We start from the raw sequence: 21,231 nt of genomic DNA on the forward strand, positions 1-21,231 counted from the left end.
ACGTTCTGTAAAAAAAATAAAATTGAAGAAAGACTCTAAGTACTCAAAGTATACTGAAATTATAGGATAAGAAAAATTACTTAAATGACAAAAACTCTGAAATTTTACAGTAGTGTTACAAACAGTATACGAATCAAAGAAAATCAACTATTCAACTCAAAGGTGTGTTATTATCTTCTCAGGTCGGAAAAGAGAAGATTTAATGAATATAATATGAATTTGACGAATATAAAAAAACTAGTATTAACGAAGGAGCAATAAACAATGAAGAAAACTTTTTCTAAGAGCTTATTCAAAACTTTATTTACATCTGCATTAGCATTAAGTTCGGTAGCAGCACCAGTTTTAGCATCAGCTCAAAACTATGACGCGCTGATTAATGAAGCAGACGTTCAAATTGAAGGTTTAAGTGCTCAACAAACAGCTTTATACGCTCAATTAGCTACAGCATATGCTGAAATTGATACAATTCAAGCAGAGGCAACTGCAGTCCTTGAAGCAGTAGCAGAAGATGATGCGTTAATCGCTGAATTGGAAGAAGAAATTACTCAACTTGAAGATATTATCGGTAAACGTGAAGGCTTATTAGCTGATCAAGCACGTGCTGTTCAAGTAAGTGGTGGATCATCAAACTATTTAAACTATGTAGCATCATCAGAATCAGTAAGTGATTTTGTTGGTCGTGTAGATGTTATTAACAAAATGGTATCTGCAAACAAAGATTTATTAAATGTACAAATTTCAGATAAAGAAGATGTTGAAAGCAAAAAATCTGAAACAGAATCAACAAAAAATCAAAAAATCGAAAAAATGGTTGAACTTGAAGCTTTAAAAGAAGAGTTGTCAGCACAAACTGCAGCATCTGAAGAAGTTTACAACCAATTAACAAACGATATTTCATTAGCAGCTTCTCACCGTGAAGCATTAGTTGCTGAACGTCAAGCATTCGAAGAAGCGCAACGTATCGCGGCTGAACAAGCGGCAGCAGCTCAAGCGCAAGCAATCGCAGAAGCCGAAGCAGCAGCCCAAGCACAAGCTGAGGCGGAAGCTCAAGCAATCGCAGAAGCACAAGCGAATGCAGCAGCTCAAGCTGAAGCAGCAGCCCAAGCGCAAGCAGACGCTGAAGCGGCAGCTCAAGCAGCAGAAGAAGCTCAAGCAATTGCAGAACAAACTCCTGTAGTGGAAGAAACACCAGTTGTAGAAGCAGCACCTGTAGAGGAAGCACCAGTTGTAGAAGCAGCACCTGTAGTGGAAGTCCCTGAGGAAGCACCAGTTGTTGAAGAAACTCCTGTAGTGGAAGTCCCTGTAGAGGAAGCGCCAATCGTTGAAGAAACACCTGTAGAAGAAGTACCGGTAGTTGAAGAAACACCAGTTGTTGAAGAGCAACCAGTAGAGGAAGAAGTTATTGCAGATACACCTACATGGGAAGTTGTAGAAGAAGCACCTGTAGTTGATGACCAAGCAGCAGCTGAAGCAGCAGCCCAAGCAGAAGCCGAAGCAGCGGCACAAGCAGCGGCACAAGCAGAGGCAGAAGCGGCAGCCCAAGCAGCAGCTGAAGAAGCGGCGGCACAAGCTCAAGCAGAAGCTGAGGCAGCAGCCCAAGCGGCGGCAGAGGCCGAAGCCCAAGCAGCAGCTGAAGAAGCGGCGGCACAAGCTCAAGCAGAGGCAGAAGCAGCAGCGCAAGCGGCAGCAGAGGCCGAAGCTGAAGCCCAAGCAGCTCAAGGAAGTGTTGATGCATTATTATCAAACGCATCGCAACACTTAGGAACACCATATGTATGGGGTGGGAAATCACCTTCAGGCTTTGACTGTTCAGGATTTGTACAATACGTATTCCAAGAAACTTATGGAGTTAACGTAGGTGGATGGACTGGAGCACAAGAAAACGCTGGAACTAAAATCGGTGTTGGCGAAGCTCAAGCTGGAGATTTATACTTCTGGGGAACACCTGGATCTACTTACCACGTTGCAATCGCAACAGGTAACGGTAACTACATCCATGCGTCACAACCAGGAACACCAGTAGAGTATAACTCAGTTAGCTCTTACTTCATGCCAAGTTTCGCATTACGCGTAAACAAATAATTAGTAGAATTTAACAACCAGGTCAGGAAAGTCTGATCTGGTTTTTTGTTTATAAATTTTTGGGGGAGAATTTTTCTAGGCAAACTCACACCACACCGTGATGCTATATGGCTTAGGCTATAAGAAAGTACGCCACACCGGGATGTCATTTGTCTTAGAATGTGACAGACATTCACTCGCTAATAAAATCCGCTATCAATTTTCATCGATTCTCAATGTATAAAGCATAACAAGTGTGAGTATGCTATAATGTACTAAAATTATATTATGTAGGAGGCACTCATTCGTGACCGAACAAACAAAACCAACTTTTTATATTACAACGCCAATTTATTACCCAAGTGGTAAATTACATATTGGTAATGCCTATTCAACATTAGCCAGCGACGCTATGGCTCGCTATAAACGATTAATGGACTATGATGTTTACTTCTTAACAGGAACAGATGAACACGGCCAAAAAATCGAAACTAAAGCAGAAGAATTAGGTATTGAACCGCAAGCCTATGTAGATGGAATGGCAGAATCAATTAAAGAATTATGGAAATCATTAGAGATTACAAATGACGGTTTTATTCGTACAACTGAAGAACGTCACAAGCAAGCGATTCAAACAATCTTTGAACGTTTACTTGAACAAGGAGACATTTATCTAGGTGAATACTCTGGCTGGTACTCAGTGAGTGACGAAGAATACTTTACTGAAAGTCAATTATCAGAAGTTTACCGTGATGAAGACGGGAATGTCATTGGTGGAGTCGCACCATCTGGACACGAAGTAGAATTAGTTAAAGAAGAATCTTATTTCTTTAAACTAAGTAAATATGCTGAACGTTTAGAAGCATATTACGATGACCATCCTGAATTCTTACAACCAGCATTCCGTAAGACTGAAATGGTTAATAATTTTATTAAACCAGGTTTAGAAGATTTAGCTGTATCAAGAACGTCATTTTCTTGGGGAATCCCAGTAAAATCAGATCCTAAACACGTCGTTTATGTATGGATTGATGCATTATCTAACTATATTACTGCCCTAGGTTACGGAAGTGATGACGATAGTCTATTCAAACATTTCTGGCCGGCAGATGTGCACGTGATTGGTAAAGATATTTCTCGTTTCCACATGATTTACTGGCCAATTTTATTAATGGCATTAGATATTCCTTTACCGAAGCAAATTTTTGCTCACGGTTGGCTATTAATGAAAGACGGAAAAATGTCTAAATCTAAAGGAAATGTTATTTACCCTGATACACTAATTGAACGTTATGGTTTAGATGCTACGCGTTTCTACTTATTAAGAGAAATGACGCAAGGAAATGATACGGTCTTTACACCAGAAGATTTCGTTAACCATATTAACTTTGAATTGGCGAATGATTTAGGGAACTTATTAAATCGTACAATTGCTATGATGAATAAGTATTTTGATGGCCAAATCCCAACTGATTTATCAGCCTTTGAAAATACTGAATTCGATGCTTCCATTGAAGCATTTATCGAAAAAGAAATCGCAAATTACCATGCAGCCATGGATCGTTTAGATTTTCACTCGGCTCTAAATAATGTGATGGCAATCGTATCTCGTACGAATAAATATATTGATGAGACAATGCCTTGGACTTTGGCAAAAGAAGAAGAAAGCCGAGCTCAATTAGCATCTGTTATGTATCATTTAGCAGATTCATTACGTATTGTGGCACATTTATTACGCCCAATTATGCCAAATTCGCCTGCGCAAATTCTTGAACAACTCGGTATGCCTTCAGAAACAGACCGTTTGTTGACAAACCTTGCACTAAAACAAGTGCCTGAGGTTACAACAGTGATTAAAAAAGGTGTGCCAATCTTCCCAAGATTAGATACTGAAGAAGAAATTAAATTAATCCAAGAAGCAATGAGTGGCAAAGGCAACAATGAATCAACTGGTAAAGTTGATGATGAAGACTGGAATCCGGAATCAGTGGAATTAGTCTATCATGAAACTGAATCAGTAGAGTTTACGGACTTCATTAAAACAGAAATGAAAGTGGCTGAAGTGATCGATGTTGCACCAGTAGATGGGTCTAATAAGTTACTTAGATTCCGCTTAGACGCTGGGGATAAGGGACATCGTCAAATTTTATCGGGAATTGCGAAATACTATCCAGATCATGAAGCTTTAATTGGTAAAAAGGTCATAGTTGTAGCGAACCTTAAACCACGTAAGATGATGGGATATATCAGTCAAGGTATGATTCTTTCATCTGAATCAGATGGCAAGTTAACATTACTATTTGCTGATCCAGAAGCAGCAAACGGAAGTTTAATCGGATAATTTATATATATATAAAACCTTAGTCTCATTTATTGATTGAGATTAAGGTTTTATTCAGTTATTCTTTATAAGAGACTATAACAAGGAAGGGAAGATATTTTGAAGTTATTTGATACCCACACGCATTTGAATGCCAATCAATTTGAAGGCATTGAATCAGAAATTATCCAACAAGCTAAAGATAATGATGTAGAATATATGGCGGTTGTTGGCTTTGATGAGAAGACCATTGAGAAGAGTTTATTACTCAGCCAAGAGAATGAACACATTATTAGTGTTATCGGTTGGCATCCAACAGAAGCGTCACGTTACAATCAAACCATCGAAAAGCAACTCGAAGAAAAACTCGCAGCACCAAAAGTTCACATGTTAGGTGAAATTGGGCTTGATTACTATTGGCCAAATTCTACTAAAGAAGATCAACACCGAGTATTTAGACGTTTAATTGCGATGGCAAAGGAACATAATTTACCAATCACTATTCATAACCGAGATGCAACGGATGATGTTTATAAAATTTTAAAAGAAGAAGGTATTCCTAAAACAGGGGGTATCATGCATTCATATGGTGAAAGCAAGGAAGAAGTATATAAATTCCTAGATTTAGGAATGCATATTAGCTTTAGTGGTGTACTAACTTTCAAAAAGACAGAAGACGTACGTGAAGCAGCTAAAGTTGTTCCGAATGATCGACTTTTAGTTGAGACAGATGCACCATACTTAGCTCCGGTACCGAAACGAGGTAAACGCAACGAACCTGCCTATGTTCGCTATGTGGCAGAAGTTCTCGCGCAAGTGAAAGACATGCCACTAGATGAAATTGCGACCTTAACAACGAATAATGCCTTTGAATTGTTTAATTGGTATCCAGAGACGAAGCAAAATGAAAAATAATAAGCAAGCCAATCCGCCGCAAGAAGTCATTATTGTTGAAGGGCGAGATGATACAAAGAGATTAATCGAAGCATTCGGTAAAACTGTTCAAACAATTGAAACGAATGGCTCAGCTATCAATCAAGCAACACTCGAAGAAATTAGAGCAGCTCATGAAAAGTTAGGGGCTATTGTCTTTACAGATCCTGACTTTCAAGGAGAGCGTATCCGACGAATTATAGAACAAGCGATCCCTAGCGTTAAACACGCGTATATTAAGCCAGAAGAGGCGAATGCAGGGAAGCGAGGAAAGAGTCTAGGTGTTGAACATGCGACCAGAGAAAGCATTATAAAAGCACTTGAAGCTGTAATGACACCAAATACTGTCGGACCGGTATTTATTCACAAAGCTGAATTAATTCGACTCAAACTTATTGGTCACCCCGAAGCAAAAGTCCGTCGAGAATATATATCAAACCATTATCATCTTGGACACATTAATGGTAAACAATTACAGAAAAAGCTAGCAATGTATCAGATTACTTTAGAAGAATTAACAAATCAATTGAAAGCAGGTGAACAAAATGGAATCATCTAAACGATTAATTGCCACACCCACAAGAACTGCCGAAATCATGAATCAATATGATATAAAGATGAAGAAGAGTTTAGGACAAAACTTCTTAGTTGAGCCATCTATCTTAGACAAAATGATTCAAACATCTGATATTACCAAAAATACAACGGTCATCGAGATTGGTCCAGGAATTGGGGCACTAACTGAATTCTTAGCCCTATCTGCCAAAGAGGTCATTGCCTTTGAAATTGATCCCCGTTTTGTAAAAATATTAAGTAACACACTATCTGAATATGAGAATGTAAAAGTTGTCCATGAGGATATCTTAAAAGTGAATTTTAATGATTCAGAATTCGATTATTTAAAAGATGCAGAAGATTTAATCGTTGTTGCTAATTTACCTTATTACATCACAACGCCGATTATTATGCACTTATTGGACACAGATTTACCTTTCAACCGTTTAGCAATGATGATGCAAAAAGAAGTGGCAGAACGTATGACTGCGGAAGTAGGAACAAAAGCATACAATTCATTGACGATTGCCATCCAGAATAAAATGGAAGCAACTATTTCCTTTATTGTTCCAAAAAGTGTCTTCATCCCAAAACCTAATGTTGATTCAGCCGTTTTAATGTTGAGACGGCGCGAGAAAGCGTTAGTGGAAGTAGAGAATCCAAGAGAGTTTGAGAAGTTCATTCAAATGGCCTTTACACAACGTCGTAAAACAATTTGGAATAATGTCAGAAATTATTATCAAAATGGAGAAGCGGACCAAACTAAATTAGCCGAAGGCTTTGAACAAGCTGAAATCGATCCCAAACGCCGTGCCGAAACACTAACAGTATATGAATTCGAAGAATTATTTAATAAATTAAGTGAAATTTAATTAAAAATTCGCTTGTCACTATTCTAGAGTTGTGGTATCATTGATTTTTTAATCACACCGTGCTATAATGGGACGGTGAGGTGATTGGGAATGCCAAATGAATTATCAGAGATAAAGACTTATTTGGAAGATCGTGTTGGTGAAGAGATTAGTGTGACTGTTCAAATGGGACGTAAAAAGAAAAAAGAACGTAAAGGTGTCCTAAAAGAAACATATCGTTCAGTCTTCATTGTAGATTTGAATCAAGAAGAAAATGATTTTGATCGCATTAGTTACAGCTACCGTGATATATTAACGAATACAATTGAATTAGAATTCAAGTAGCCTTATATATACTGATAAATACCTTAGCTATTCGTTCTGAGTGCGAATAGCTAAGGTGTTTTTTAGTTATATGAGCAAATAAATAGCCAGACCGTTGAAGTAGTTTTATCTTCTTCGGTCTGGTTTTTATTTTGTGAATTTTTATTCTTCTAAGTTAGCAAAACTTTCGTTAATGATATCACGTAAAGTATTTGCAGAATGGTTCATACGATCTTGTTCTAATTCATTTAAAGGAATTTGAACAGTAGAGATAATACCTTTTCGACCTATCACCGCAGGCACTCCGATATAAACGTCCTCTTGACCATATTCACCATCTAAATATGCAGAAACAGGGTAGATAGAATGTGTATTATCTAGGATAGCACGACAGATGGCAGTTAATGAAGCAGCAATTCCATAATATGTTGCTCCTTTGCGTTTTATGATTTCATAAGCAGCATCACGAACTTTAAAGAATACATTGGCTAAAGCTTCCTCATCTGTTCCAGGATGATCTTTAATCCATTCGTAAATTTGTAAGCCACCAATATTAGCATGAGACCAAACAGGAAATTCCGTATCACCATGTTCACCAAGAATATATCCATGAACATTACGAGCATCAACATCCACTAATGAAGCAATTTCTTGACGGAAACGAGCGGTATCTAAAGACGTTCCTGAACCTATGACACGCTCTTTAGGGAAACCACTGAATTTCCATGTTGCATAAGTCAGAATATCTACCGGGTTTGTCGCTACTAGAAAGATACCATCGAAACCAGATGCAACAACTTCTCCAACGATAGATTTAAAGATTTTTAAGTTCTTATTAACTAAGTCTAAACGAGTTTCACCCGGTTTTTGGGCAGCTCCCGCAGTGATGACAACAATATCAGCATCGTGACAATCAGAATATTGGGCTGAATAGATTGTTTTAGTTGAATGGTAAGCTAAGGCACTCGATAAGTCCATCGCATCTCCAACAGTTTTATCTGTATCGATATCAATAATACCTAATTCTCGTCCAACACCTTGAAGAGTTAATGAGAATGCAAAACTTGAACCGACCGCGCCGTCGCCTATTAAAATAATTTTATCTAATGTTTCTGTCATAATAAAAATCCCCTTTCATTACATGCTCAGTATATCACAATTAAAACCTATGACTCAATACTAATTATAATTTAAACGTTTCCAAATTGAAAATAATTCAAACTCAGGATTTATAAGTAGGTTTGTGATATACTACCGAAGAGATTTTATTAAGAAATGATAGGTGATAAAAGTGAAGTTAATAATAGGTTTAGGCAATCCTGGTAGCAAATATAACGGCAGCCGTCACAATATTGGCTTTGATGCTATTGATGAAATTTTAACACGTCATCAATTAGAAATGACCGAACAAAAATTCAGATCAGACTATACAATTTGGCATCGAAATGGAGAAAGAGTTCTACTAATGAAACCTTTCACATTCATGAATCTTTCTGGAGAAGCTTTACTGCCAACAATGAGCTATTATGGTATTGATATAGATGACATTTTAGTTATTCACGATGATTTAGACTTGGATCCTGGACGCGTTCGTTTCCGTAAAAAAGGCAGTTCAGGTGGCCAAAATGGGGTCAAAAGTATTATCGACATGTTAGGTACGAATGAATTTAAGCGTGCCAAGATTGGTATCGGTCGTCCTCAAGGTGGTTGGAAAGTCGTTGACCATGTATTGGCACGATTTACAGCAGAAGATCGGATTTTAGTTGATGAAGCAGTTGACCAAACTGTTGATGCCATTGAAGCTTGGCTTGATGGCAAGGATTTCCAACACGTTATGAGTGAATATAATAAGTAAGATATGGTAGAATAAGATTACTATAGATATATGGATTAAAGGGGGTCAGTTACTGAGCCCCTAAATCCGTATTTATTCTTTTAATAGAAAGGAGCAGATATAAAGAATGACAACAATGTATACACAACCCTTTAGTCCAATGATTAATCAAATCAACAATTCAAAAGATTCGGATGCCAAACTCCTTACTGGCCTGGACGATAGTGCGCGTTCTATATTTATTGCTCAACAATATTTGAATCAACCACAACAATATTTAGTCATTGAACCGAGACACAAACAACAAAATGAATTATTTGAAGATTTAGTAAGTTTATTGCCGGATGTTCCGGTATTGTTATTCCCTAATGAAGAGTCATTAGCCGTGATGTATTCAATTTCATCGATGGATAATACTGCTGATCGTGTTAAAGCATTAAACGCATTAGCTAGCGGAAAGCCATGCATTATCGTTGCATCTTCAGGTGCTCTACGCATGAGGCTCACACCAGTTGAACGTTGGAAAGATGCTTTATTTACAATGGAAATTGGGATGGATATTGAAAGAGAGAACTTAGAAAAGTTATTCAATCAATATGGTTATCGCCGTGAAGGGATGGTTCAATCACCGGGTGAATATAGTGTTCGCGGGAGTATCGTTGACTTCTATCCCTTAAACGCAGATCAGCCAGTTCGATTAGACTTCTTTGATACGGAATTAGATTCAATCCGACTATTCAATGCAGAAACGCAAGAATCGATGGAGAATATTGAAAAGACTGAATTTTACCCCGCCAAAGATGTCATCTTTACACCCCGTGATCAAAGAGACATCTTAGACAAATTAAAGAAACATTTGGATAAACAGCTGAAAAAAATTGAAGATGAAGAATTAAAATTGCAATTAAAATCCGTTCAAAAGGAACAGTTTACTTTATTAGAACAAGGAGAGCCTTTAAAATATGCTAATGCCTACTTAGGTTTCTGGGATAAAGAAGGTACGTCACTCATTGATTACTTGCAAAATGATGCACGGCTCATCGTTATGGAGATGGGTCGAATTCAACAAAATGAATTTCAAGCCATTGAACAAGACCAATTTTGGATTGAGCAAGAAATCAGTAAAGGACAGCTTTTACCAGGTGTTTCAATTCAATTGGAAGCCTATGAAGAAATTCGCCAATCAAGGAGTCAAGTAGCTGTCCAATATTTTTCATTGATGCAAGGTGGCTTAGCGAATATTCGTTTCTCAGATGTCTATGCCTTTCAATATCGAAGTATGAACCAGTTCTTCCATCAAATGCCACTAATTAAAGCAGAGATGGAACAATGGTTAAAGCAAGAGAAATTAGTTCAAGTGACCGTATCAACAAATAAAGATGCTGTTAAAGCATTGAATTTATTTGAAGAATATAATATTCACCCAACAGTTATCCAAGAGGGAGACGAACCTCAAACAGGGGCCATCAATATCGTTACGACACCATTATCCAAAGGGTTTGAATTACCAAACGAAAACTGGGTTGTAGTCACTGAACTTGAATTATTCAATCAATTAAGACGTAAGAAAGCAACATCACAGGGCTTATCAAACTCAGAGCGAATTAAGAGTTATAACGAATTAGACGTTGGTGATTACGTTGTCCACTTAAGTCACGGAATTGGGCGTTATGTCGGTATAGAAACGATGGAAATAAGTGGCGTTCATAAAGATTTAGTTGCGATTGAATATGAAGATAATGCTCGGGTCTTACTCCCAGTTGAAAATATTAATCAACTACAAAAATACGTCGCTTCAGAGTCGAAACAACCGAGATTAAACAAACTAGGCGGAAGTGAATGGAAGAAAACAGTTAGAAAAGTTCAAGCGAAAGTTGAAGACATCGCTGATGAATTGATTACCTTATATGCAGAACGTGAAAAACGAAAAGGTTATCCATTTACTCCAGATACACCTGAGCAAAAAGAATTTGAAAATGCCTTTCCGTATGTCGAAACAGCTGACCAATTAAGAAGTACGAAAGAAATTAAAAAGGATATGGAAAAAGATAAACCAATGGACCGTTTACTTGTAGGAGACGTTGGTTATGGGAAGACCGAGGTAGCGATTCGAGCAATTTATAAAGCCGTTATGGATGGTAAACAAGTAGCCTTTTTAGTGCCGACAACGATACTTGCCCAGCAACATTTTAACTCGATTCAAGAACGCTTTAGTGATTGGCCCTTTGAGATAGGTATGTTAAGCCGATTTGTCTCACGGGCAGAACAAACTAAGAATATTAAAAAAATCAAATCGGGCGAGTTATCTATTATTGTTGGGACGCATCGTTTGCTTTCAAAAGATATAGAATTTAATGACTTAGGCTTATTAATTGTCGATGAAGAACAACGTTTTGGAGTGAAGCATAAAGAGAGACTAAAACAATTGAAAGCCGATGTAGATGTACTAACATTAACTGCTACACCAATTCCAAGAACTTTACATATGTCTATGATTGGTGTGCGCGACTTATCACTGATTGAAACTCCGCCCCAAAACCGATTTCCTGTACAAACTTATGTAATGGAATTGAATGCAGGTGTTGTAAAAACAGGGATTGAACGTGAGTTAGCTCGTGGTGGGCAAGTCTTTTACTTGCATAATCGTGTCGCAACTATTCATCAAAAGGCTGAAGAAATTTCGAATCTCGTACCAGATGCGAGAGTGGCTGTCGCTCATGGGCAATTATCAGAAGTAGAATTAGAACGTGTCTTAGTCGACTTTATTGGTGGAGAATATGATGTCCTAGTAACAACAACCATCATAGAAACAGGGGTAGATATACCGAACGCAAATACCCTATTTGTTGAAAATGCGGACCATATGGGCTTATCGACTTTATATCAACTTAGAGGGCGTGTAGGCCGTACGCACCGCTTAGCCTACGCATATTTAATGTATGAGCCATTTAAGCAACTCAATGAGATTAGTGAGAAGCGTTTAAATGCTATTCGTGAATTTACTGAATTAGGATCCGGCTTTAAGATTGCTATGCGAGATTTGTCTATTCGTGGAGCAGGTGACTTACTTGGTAAGCAACAATCCGGCTTCATCGATTCAGTTGGATACGATCTTTATACGCAAATGCTTAAAGAAGCGGTGGATTCTCGACAAGGTCATGGTGCGAAAACCTTTGGTGAAACGAATTCATTCGAATGGCAAGTCAATATTGATGCCTATATTCCGGGCGAGTATATTGATGACGATATCCAAAAAATCGGTGTCTACAAATCTATTCAAAACATCAGTTCTGAAGAAGACTATCGTAGTTTGCAAGATGAGTTGATTGACCGATTTGGTGAATTCCCAGATGAGGTATCTGACTTGTTAGATATCGCTTTAATTAAACACTACAGTATTGAAGCAGGGATTGTATCATTTACACGTAATCGTCAAGAAGTCATTGCAACGTTTAATGAAGAAGCCACGAAGCATCTTCAAGGAGCGAACATATTCCAAGCTTTACAAAATGTCCAGCTGCAAGCTAAAGTACAAATCAATAAAAATAAATTAGAAGTCAGCTTAAATGTATATAATAAAGATAATGATCAATGGCTATCTGCGTTGATTAATTTCACAAAAGATACGGCTGATGTCTTAAATCAAGTAACACAGGAGGTGTAAAGATGCGTCTAGACAAATTTTTGAAAGTCTCTCGTTTAATTAAACGTCGAACTGTTGCTAAAGAAGTAGCAGACCAAGGACGGATTACAATTAATGGTAACATTGCTAAATCAAGTTCAGCAGTTTCAGTCGGAGATGAGTTAACGATTCGTTTCGGGAATCGACTCATGACCGTTGAAGTTAATGAATTGCAAGAATCAACTAAAAAAGAAGATGCTCAAAATATGTACAAAATCATTTCGGAAGAACGATTAGAGCAGTAAAAATTTAATCGAATCAGTTCACAAAATTTTATCAATTAGATTGGATATTTGTGAGAAATACTGTTATACTCGGATATGAATAAGGGGTGAAACGCGTGCAACAATCGAAAACAAATAATCATAGAAAAAATGAGAAAATTGTGTATCTTCCGAATCAACGGGGACAACATCGGAATGGTTCTACTGACCCCGCTGAAGTAAACAATAAACCTAAAAAAACGTTTAAAGTGCAAACGTTAGGTGTTCTAGCAATAGGTATTATCGGAGTAACACTAGCCGCTGTCCCTCTCGTGCAAGCATATCTGGAATCAGATGCGTTAACACAAGAGTTAGTTACTGCAAAAGAACTGGAAAAGGAAGCAATGCAAGAGAACATTCAGGCTCAAGAAGAGTATAAACATATGCAAGATCCTGAATACCTCGCAGATGTTGCAAGACGTGACTATTATTATAGTAAACCAGGTGAAATTATTTTTGATTTAGAAGATAATCAAGAATAATCCCTTACTCATTACAATAGATAGAAAATCAAGGAGGAAATTGTAATTAATGTCAGTTGAAGTAGGTCAAAAAGTTTCAGGTAAAGTCACAGGTATAACAAACTTTGGTGCATTTGTTTCATTACCAGAAAATAAATCAGGACTCGTTCATATTAGTGAAGTTTCAGATGGATTTGTCAAAGATATTAATGATATCTTATCAGTAGGCGATGAAGTCACAGTTAAAGTTCTTAAAATCACCCCAGATGGAAAGATTAACTTGTCAATTCGTAAAGCGAATGAGCAAGCACAACCAGATCAAGCAGCTACAAGACCTGCACCTTCACACGATAAAAAACCGAATGATCATAAAGGGCAAAGTCACAGTAATAAAGGGAGCTATAGCAAACCAAACCACAGTTCAAATAGCAGACCACAACAAAGTAGAAGCAACAACAGTAACAATAGTGGTGGGAATGACTTCGATTCATTAATGAACCAATTCCTAAAAGATAGTGAAGATAACTTATCATCTTTACGTCGTAATACAGAAGGTAAACGCGGTGGTCGTGGAGGCCGTCGTAACTAATTCACTTTTTAATTTAACAAGAGCGGACACCATTGCAATATGGTGCCCGCTCTTTTACTGTAAACAGATTCATGCGTGATATCCTTAAGAGGAAGAATCAAATGACCTTTCATTTGAAAAGAATAGGATACTCATGAATTACTTATTTAATATGTTCAATTTTCTTATGTGGTAATATAATGATGACTTTCGTTCCATCACCAAGTTCGCTTTGATATTCGATAGTTCCTTCGTGGATATCAATAATACGTTTAACAATCGCTAAACCAAGCCCATTACCTGAGCTAAAGCGACTACCGTCCACTTGGAAGAAACGCTCAAAAATAATATTTAACTTCTCTGAAGGAATACCAATCCCGGTATCTTCGATAATAATTTCAACCGAATCTTTTGAGTCTTTTAAATGCACGATGATTTGTCCATCCTGCTCACTGTACTTGATTGCATTATCTAATAGATTGATCCAAACTTGATTCAATAAATCTTCATTGGCATAGAGCACGGTTAAATCTAAGTCGATCGTCATCGTCAAGTTTTTCTCCTCCCATTGGTTGTGGAGACTTAAAATACTTTCACGGATTTGTTCGTCTAAACGATAAGGTTTTCTTTCAATTGAAATAGACTGATTATCAAGTTTTGATAACTTTAATATATTATCTGATAAACCAGAAAGTTGTTTAGTTGCAACGATAATTCGATGCTGATAAGATTCCCGCTCACTTGCGGACAAATCAGGAGACTGTAAAAGCTGTGCATACCCTTGTATCGAAGATAAAGGGGTTTTGAACTCATGTGAGATTACGGATGTAAAGTCACTTTGTAAACGTTGAATACTACTTAATTCGTTGACCATTAAATTAAAAGAATGATACAATTCTGATACTTCAGCAATCCGTTCGTTTTCATCCAATTGCACTGAAAAGTCACTTTCTATCACTTTGGTCATTGCTTTTTTAAGTTTGATAATTGGATTTAGAATTTGGATCATAACAATCCCAGATATCACTAAACCAATTACACTACTAAAGATGATAGGGATGACCCAAGAAAGTTTAGGAGACCCCTCCAAACTTGGCAATAGGGCAAACTCTTCCAAAACAAAGATTATAATAATTAATGCAGCAGCGAAAACAATCGTAAGTATTAAAGTTACAAATGAAAAGTAGATCCATAAGCGTGATTCAAGCCACTTTTTCATTGTGCTACATCTGCCTTATAGCCTAGTCCACGAATGGTCATAATCTTAAAGTCTTCATTATCAGAGAAACGATCACGTAATCGTTTGATATGTACATCAATGGTACGTTCATCTGTTTGAGTATCTAATCCCCAAATTTGATCCATTAATTGTTGACGGGTAAAAATCTTATCCGGATAGGATAACAGTTTTTGCAAGAGTAAAAACTCTTTTTGTGGCAGTGATGAAACATCGTCGCCAGTAGTAACTGAGAAGTTATCTTGATTCAAAGTTGTGTCTCCAATAATTAAATGGCGACTGTTCGCTATCTTAGAACGGCGAAGTAAAGCTTCAACTCTTAGTACCATTTCTTTAACATCAATAGGTTTAACCATATAATCATCGACGCCGATTCTAAAGCCGAGTTTCTTATCTTCATAATCATCTTTGGCTGAGATAACTAGAATAGGGACTTCGTCTCCGATTTGACGCATGGATTCTGCAAATTCATAGCCATCCATTTCTGGCATCATAATATCAGTTATAATTAAATCAACATATTCTTTATCTAAGTAATCTAGAGCAAGGACACCGTTACCAACTGTTTTAACGTCATAATCCGCATGTTCTAAGACAGATTGGAACATATTTGCTAATTCCAAATCATCTTCTATAATTAAAATTTTAGTCATTTGAATTCCTCCTATATATTAGGCTTAATCTAGCATGGATGTATTAACTAATTATGAAGCAATCTGGATAATTGCTAGAGCTTAAGAAAAAAGTTTGATGATTTCAGAAATATGTTTAATCGTCGTTGGATGCATTGGATTGTCACGTCTGTGTTTAGGGTGTGTGTAATGAATGGCTTTCCATCCTGCTTGAGATGCACCTAGAAAATCGTTAGTATAACTTATCTCCTATGTAAGTAAATTCATAGCTCAGGTAGCCTAGCTCTTCTGTAACTTGGTTAAATACTTCAATATCTGGTTTTGAACCATTTAATTCTTCTGAGATAAACCAATGATTTTCAAGAATCCAGCGGTTGGTGTGTAAGGTGTTTAATTTATTTCTTTGATCGAAGGAAGGGCCATTTGTAAGAATGAAAAAGTCATATCCAGCGGCTTGTAAATACTCAAAGACATGAATGATTTCTGAATCAAGAGTTAAATGTTGACGGTAATATTTATTGAGTGCTTGGAATATCGTCGCTTGCTCAATAATTATTTCGTAATGAAACTTTTTGTAAGTGGAAAGGATTCGGTCAAGTTTGGTACGCCGCTTTAGCTTTTCCCTCACGAATAAATTCCTCATATTCAATATCGGATTGAACATCAAAGACGCGATAGAAAGAAACAAATGATGGCTGAATTAGAATCACGTGTTCCTGCATCGTTTCGAATGCAGCATGGTAAAAATCGTTTTTTTGGTAAAGGGTATCATCTAAGCCCCAACCAATAGCTTTAATCTGTTTCATAGTGTATCCTTCGTAAATCTAACTTATAATATCAGGATTTATGTTTATGTAAGTATATGATAGCATGTTAATAGAGAGTTCCAAAAGAATAACGACGAAAGTTTAATACACTTAATGTATAGTTAATATATTTATTCTATACTTTATTTCTAATCGTGTTAAAATATACTTCGTTACTGAGAAAGCGAGGTGCTGATGCATGTATGATTTATTATATAATGTCAAACAATTATTGAATGAATGGCCCGAATGGTTTAAAAGTAAACGTATCTTACTTGCCGTCTCTGGAGGCATAGATTCAATGGTATTATTGACAATCATGCTTCAAATAAATGAACAATTACCAAAAGAAGAAAGAAAAGAAATAATTGTTGCCCACTTTAATCATCGATTAAGAGAAGAAAGTGACCAAGATGCCCAATTGGTAAAAGAGTACGCCCAAAAGTATAAGTTAACTTACTTTATTAGTCACTGGGACAAACCAGTTTCAGTGAATGTTGAAGCCAATGCGAGAGATGCTCGTTATCAATTCTTTGGAGATGTCATGGTTAAGACAAATAGCGATACATTAATGACAGCACATCATTTGAATGATTTAGGTGAAACCGTATTAATGCGTTTAATCCGGGGGACTTCATTACGAGGTGTTCGCGGAATTCGCTCTAACTACCAACGTATATTGACTACTTCGACGAAATATTCGAAGTCTGTTCGTGTCTTAAGACCACTAAGTTCAACTAAAAAGGAAAAAATCATTGAATATGCTAAAGAACATCATATTCCTTATAATGAAGATCAGACGAATACGGATATGACTTATATGCGTAATCGTATGAGATATAAGATGTTGCCTTTTTTTGAAGAAGAAAATCCGCGGTTCTTATCTAATTTACTTCTTCTATCAGAGCAGTTGGAGGCAAGCTATGATGCGCATTTCACGCAGTATTTACAGAAAGAACCCGAACTGTTGATGCAATTGTCACAGGGACGATGGCTTTTATATGTCCCTAAGTTTCTAGAATTATCTGAGGATTTAATGCAAGTATACTTAGCTATTTTTTTGGAAGAAAGACTAATTCACCAAATTCAAACTTATAATAAAGCAGCTGTTAAGCAATTAGAACAACTCATTAGACAAACAGATGCTCCAAATATGTTGATTAATATAGCGAATAACTGGGTGGCATTAAGAGAATACGATTATATTTGGATACAACCTCAAGATTACGGCGTTGAAGTAGCTAAGCAAAGTGAGATTAAGATTGAACAGTTTAATCATTGGTACGAATTGAGTGAGAAGGAATTAGCGGGTGTGTTTGATATTGATGCGATTGCGACAGATTTAAAGAAAAATCTGTATGTTGAAATCCCTTTATCTTTAGCTGAAGGAAGACCAAGTATAACATTACGCCATCGAAAGAATGGAGACACGTTAACTTTGCGTCGCCCGGATGGAACAAGTTATCATAAGAAAGTATCACGAATCATGATCGATCAAAAAATTCCAAAATCAAAACGTGAAGATTATTGGGTTATTGAAAATAGTGAAGGGACGATACTAGGAATGTTGCCACCGATTAGTAAAGATAAAACTTATATTAATTTGGAAGAAAAGCAAACTCATGTATTTATATATCAAAAAAGCGAGAATATTTCTTGATTATATGGTAACATTTACTTCATAACATCAATAATATGACGCTTTCGCTTTTATTCATACGTAGAAGGATGAGAATCAGCGTTAAGAATAGATGATAATATAAAACAAAGGAGAAACTAAATGTTAGAACAAGACATAAAAGAAGTATTAGTAACCCGCGAGGAGATTCAAGAAGCTGTGAATCGCTTAGGTGAACAGTTAACGAAAGAATATAAAGACAAAGAGGTTGTAGTTGTTGGAATACTACGTGGGGCTTCAATTTTTATGGCAGATATTGTTCGAGCAATGGATGTCTATTTAGAGATTGATTTCATGGATGTATCAAGTTATGGTGATGCATTTGAATCTTCTGGAGAAGTAAAAATAATTAAAGATTTAGACACACATCTAGAAGGACGTCACGTTCTAGTCGTGGAAGACATTATCGACACAGGTCGCACGTTGAAGTACTTAGTGGATTTATTCAAATATCGTAAAGCTGCATCTGTGCAAGTATGTACGTTATTAGATAAACCAGAGCGCCGCGTAATGAAAGATATTATTCCAGATTACGTAGGCTTAGAGGTACCAGACGAATTCGTTGTTGGGTACGGTCTTGACTTTGAACAAAAATATCGTAACTTACCATACATCGGTGTACTAAAACCTGAGATTTATCAATAATTTTAAATTCAATGAAAAGCAATATTGTAGTGTAAATCCGCTCAATTATGCTATTATAACTAAGATACATAATAATATGTATGCAAGGAGGAGATAGATAAATGAATAATCGAAATCCAAACCCGAATCGTAATTTTTTTCGGGGAACTTTACCTTACATCCTAATATTTTTAGCGATTATTGGTATGTTTCAAGTATTCTCAGGTAACTTAGGTTATGCTGGGCAAACTGAAGAGATATCATCGTCTAAATTTATGAGTGAATTAGAAAGCGGGAACATTGAAACTTTCGAAATCCAAATTGGATCAGGGGCTTATTCAGTTCGTGGGGAATACCGAACAACTAATGAAACTGTAGAGAAAGAAGAAGATAACTTTTTACAAGTTATTCAAGGATCTAACGAAGTAAGTTTATTTGAAACAACTATTTTAGGTAATGATGCAACGTTGAACATGGTGACGGATGTTGCTTTAGAAAATGATACTACAATTCAAACAATTCCGGAATCAAGTGCAGGATTATGGTTAAGTTTCTTACCCTTCTTAATCTTATTAATCCCGACATTCTTCTTAATCTATTCAATGACTCAACAAGGTTCTGCCGGCGGAAAAGGCGTGATGAACTTTGGAAAGTCTAAATCAAAAGACGTTTCAAAACAAAAAGTCAAAGTACGCTTCTCTGATGTTGCGGGTGCAGAAGAAGAGAAACAAGAATTAGTTGAAGTGGTTGAATTCTTAAAAGATCCAGATCGCTTTACAAAGTTAGGTGCGCGTATACCAGCAGGTGTTCTTTTAGAAGGGCCTCCAGGTACTGGTAAAACGTTATTAGCTAAAGCTGTTGCGGGAGAAGCAGGCGTTCCATTCTACAGTATCTCAGGTTCTGAATTCGTTGAGATGTTTGTCGGTGTTGGGGCGAGTCGTGTAAGAGACTTATTCGAAAATGCTAAGAAAAATGCACCATCGATTATCTTCATTGATGAGATTGATGCCGTAGGTCGTCAACGTGGAGCTGGTATGGGCGGAGGGCACGATGAACGTGAACAAACACTTAACCAATTACTTGTTGAGATGGATGGCTTCGAAGGTAACGAAGGTATTATCGTTATGGCTGCAACTAACCGTTCTGATGTTTTAGATCCTGCTTTGCTGCGTCCGGGTCGTTTTGATAGACAAATTCTAGTTGGTAATCCTGATGTTAAAGGGCGTGAAGAAATCTTATTAGTTCACTCACGTAACAAGCAATTAGCTAATGATGTAGATTTAAAAGTAATCGCACAACAAACACCAGGTTTCTCTGGTGCGGATTTAGAAAACTTACTAAATGAAGCGGCTTTAATTGCTGCTCGTGTTGATCATACATCTATCCATGCAGAAGATATTGATGAAGCACATGACCGTGTCATTGCGGGACCAGCTAAAACAAACCGTGAAATGTCAGCGAAACAACGCGAAACCGTTGCTTATCACGAAGCTGGGCACACAATTGTTGGTATGGTATTAAGCGATGCACGTGTTGTCCATAAAGTAACAATCGTTCCTCGTGGACGTGCAGGTGGATATGCAATTATGCTTCCTAAAGAAGATCAATATATCATTACTGAAAAAGAATTATACGAACAAGTTGTTGGTTTACTTGGAGGACGTGCTGCTGAAGAGATTGTGTTTAATCACCAATCAACTGGGGCAAGTAATGACTTTCAACAAGCGACTCAAATTGTTCGTTCAATGATTACAGAATATGGTATGTCGGAAAAATTAGGTACAGTCCAATATGAAGGGAATCAAAAACCTTTTGCTGGCCGTCAATATGGTCAGAGTGTGACATATTCTGAACAAATTGCTTATGAAATCGACTCAGAAATTCGTCGTATTACAGATAAAGCGTTAACTGATGCACATAATATTATTAATGAACATCGTGAACAGTTGGATACTATTGCTAAAAAGTTATTAGAAATCGAAACATTAGATCAAAGAGCGATCAAATCTTTATTCGAAACAGGCAAAATGCCTGCGCCTGAAGATACAGATTCAAAGGATAAACCCGAATTAGCAGATGAACCTGATAGCTTCAAAGATGCGAAAGAAAAAGCAAACGATGATGAAAATCATTCAGATGTTTATGATCGTGCTGAAGAAGAGACAACTTATGTTGAACCAGATGAAGTACCATCTGATGACACAGAAGAAAGAAATTCTCACATTAATCAAGACAGAGATTTATAAGTCATGAAAGAAATCGATTATCCATTTTGGATAGTCGATTTTTTTGTTTTTACAAATTAGAAATAAATATGCTTAATGGCTGATATGTTGGGATTTCTAACGAAAGAAAAGGCTGAATTTAAGAATTAATATATATAAAACTTTATAATAAGT

General features: G+C 36.8%; 19 protein-coding genes. 14 read left to right on the forward strand and 5 right to left on the reverse strand.

All coding sequences use genetic code 11. The features are described from left to right. The first annotated feature begins 264 nt into the window (after positions 1–264). From HW423_RS07470 to HW423_RS07495, 6 genes are all read left to right on the forward strand, one after another. Complete coding sequence (locus HW423_RS07470; RefSeq protein ID WP_218931313.1) at positions 265–2,085, forward strand: C40 family peptidase; 1,821 nt, start codon at positions 265–267, stop codon at positions 2,083–2,085. 286 nt (positions 2,086–2,371) lie between these two features. Continuing rightward, positions 2,372–4,405: a methionine--tRNA ligase gene (gene metG, locus HW423_RS07475; protein WP_218931314.1), complete on the forward strand. Its 2,034-nt coding sequence runs from the start codon at positions 2,372–2,374 to the stop codon at positions 4,403–4,405. A 99-nt stretch (positions 4,406–4,504) separates the two neighbouring features. Then, entirely contained in the window at positions 4,505–5,299 is a 795-nt protein-coding gene (locus tag HW423_RS07480; RefSeq protein WP_218931315.1) for a TatD family hydrolase, read from the forward strand. Then, entirely contained in the window at positions 5,289–5,876 is a 588-nt protein-coding gene (rnmV, locus tag HW423_RS07485) for a ribonuclease M5 (RefSeq protein ID WP_218931316.1), read from the forward strand. Before HW423_RS07480 ends, rnmV begins: the two co-directional genes overlap by 11 nt. Next, positions 5,863–6,744, forward strand: a complete 882-nt coding sequence (gene rsmA, locus HW423_RS07490; RefSeq protein WP_218931317.1) for a 16S rRNA (adenine(1518)-N(6)/adenine(1519)-N(6))-dimethyltransferase RsmA — start codon at positions 5,863–5,865, stop codon at positions 6,742–6,744. Before rnmV ends, rsmA begins: the two co-directional genes overlap by 14 nt. A gap of 90 nt (positions 6,745–6,834) precedes the next feature. Then, positions 6,835–7,068 (forward strand): Veg family protein, encoded by a 234-nt coding sequence (locus HW423_RS07495; protein ID WP_218931318.1) that lies wholly within the window; start codon positions 6,835–6,837, stop codon positions 7,066–7,068. A gap of 141 nt (positions 7,069–7,209) precedes the next feature. Here the strand turns inward: HW423_RS07495 and HW423_RS07500 are convergent, their stop codons facing one another. Beyond that, positions 7,210–8,166, reverse strand: a complete 957-nt coding sequence (locus HW423_RS07500; RefSeq protein ID WP_218931319.1) for an L-lactate dehydrogenase — start codon at positions 8,164–8,166, stop codon at positions 7,210–7,212. Between the two features lie 172 nt (positions 8,167–8,338). Here HW423_RS07500 and pth point away from each other — a divergent pair, with 172 nt between their 5' ends. The 5 genes from pth (at position 8,339) to HW423_RS07525 (ending at position 13,876) form a co-directional block, all read left to right on the forward strand. Beyond that, on the forward strand, positions 8,339–8,902 hold the full coding sequence (gene pth / locus HW423_RS07505; protein ID WP_218931320.1) for an aminoacyl-tRNA hydrolase: 564 nt from the start codon (positions 8,339–8,341) through the stop codon (positions 8,900–8,902). 106 nt (positions 8,903–9,008) lie between these two features. Then, on the forward strand, positions 9,009–12,545 hold the full coding sequence (gene mfd, locus HW423_RS07510) for a transcription-repair coupling factor (RefSeq protein ID WP_218931321.1): 3,537 nt from the start codon (positions 9,009–9,011) through the stop codon (positions 12,543–12,545). 2 nt (positions 12,546–12,547) lie between these two features. Then, positions 12,548–12,808 (forward strand): RNA-binding S4 domain-containing protein, encoded by a 261-nt coding sequence (locus HW423_RS07515; protein ID WP_218931322.1) that lies wholly within the window; start codon positions 12,548–12,550, stop codon positions 12,806–12,808. Between the two features lie 95 nt (positions 12,809–12,903). Then, complete coding sequence (locus tag HW423_RS11430; RefSeq protein ID WP_218931323.1) at positions 12,904–13,308, forward strand: FtsB family cell division protein; 405 nt, start codon at positions 12,904–12,906, stop codon at positions 13,306–13,308. Between the two features lie 49 nt (positions 13,309–13,357). After that, positions 13,358–13,876 (forward strand): S1 domain-containing RNA-binding protein, encoded by a 519-nt coding sequence (locus HW423_RS07525; RefSeq protein WP_218931324.1) that lies wholly within the window; start codon positions 13,358–13,360, stop codon positions 13,874–13,876. A gap of 142 nt (positions 13,877–14,018) precedes the next feature. On the opposite strand, the gene HW423_RS07530 is transcribed toward HW423_RS07525, so the two are convergent. The 4 genes from HW423_RS07530 to HW423_RS07545 all read right to left on the reverse strand — a co-directional run bounded on the left by HW423_RS07530 (position 14,019) and on the right by HW423_RS07545 (position 16,530). Continuing rightward, positions 14,019–15,074, reverse strand: a complete 1,056-nt coding sequence (locus tag HW423_RS07530; RefSeq protein ID WP_218931325.1) for a HAMP domain-containing sensor histidine kinase — start codon at positions 15,072–15,074, stop codon at positions 14,019–14,021. Further along, on the reverse strand, positions 15,071–15,745 hold the full coding sequence (locus HW423_RS07535) for a response regulator transcription factor (protein WP_218931326.1): 675 nt from the start codon (positions 15,743–15,745) through the stop codon (positions 15,071–15,073). Before HW423_RS07535 ends, HW423_RS07530 begins: the two co-directional genes overlap by 4 nt. A 211-nt stretch (positions 15,746–15,956) precedes the next feature. Continuing rightward, on the reverse strand, positions 15,957–16,352 hold the full coding sequence (locus HW423_RS07540; RefSeq protein ID WP_218931327.1) for an HAD-IA family hydrolase: 396 nt from the start codon (positions 16,350–16,352) through the stop codon (positions 15,957–15,959). Further along, positions 16,318–16,530, reverse strand: coding sequence for a hypothetical protein (locus tag HW423_RS07545; RefSeq protein WP_218931328.1), 213 nt, complete (start codon positions 16,528–16,530; stop codon positions 16,318–16,320). Before HW423_RS07545 ends, HW423_RS07540 begins: the two co-directional genes overlap by 35 nt. A gap of 199 nt (positions 16,531–16,729) precedes the next feature. On the opposite strand from HW423_RS07545, the gene tilS reads away from it, so the two are divergent. The 3 genes from tilS to ftsH all read left to right on the forward strand — a co-directional run bounded on the left by tilS (position 16,730) and on the right by ftsH (position 21,078). Then, on the forward strand, positions 16,730–18,190 hold the full coding sequence (gene tilS, locus HW423_RS07550; RefSeq protein WP_218931329.1) for a tRNA lysidine(34) synthetase TilS: 1,461 nt from the start codon (positions 16,730–16,732) through the stop codon (positions 18,188–18,190). A 120-nt stretch (positions 18,191–18,310) separates the two neighbouring features. Further along, on the forward strand, positions 18,311–18,853 hold the full coding sequence (gene hpt / locus HW423_RS07555) for a hypoxanthine phosphoribosyltransferase (RefSeq protein ID WP_218931330.1): 543 nt from the start codon (positions 18,311–18,313) through the stop codon (positions 18,851–18,853). 101 nt (positions 18,854–18,954) lie between these two features. Continuing rightward, the gene (gene ftsH / locus HW423_RS07560; RefSeq protein WP_218931331.1) at positions 18,955–21,078 is read left to right on the forward strand and encodes an ATP-dependent zinc metalloprotease FtsH; all 2,124 of its coding nucleotides are present in this window, start codon (positions 18,955–18,957) and stop codon (positions 21,076–21,078) included. Positions 21,079–21,231: the final 153 nt, after the last annotated feature.

Source organism: Ruoffia halotolerans (genome assembly GCF_014049385.1).
Lineage (GTDB): Bacteria > Bacillota > Bacilli > Lactobacillales > Aerococcaceae > Ruoffia > Ruoffia halotolerans.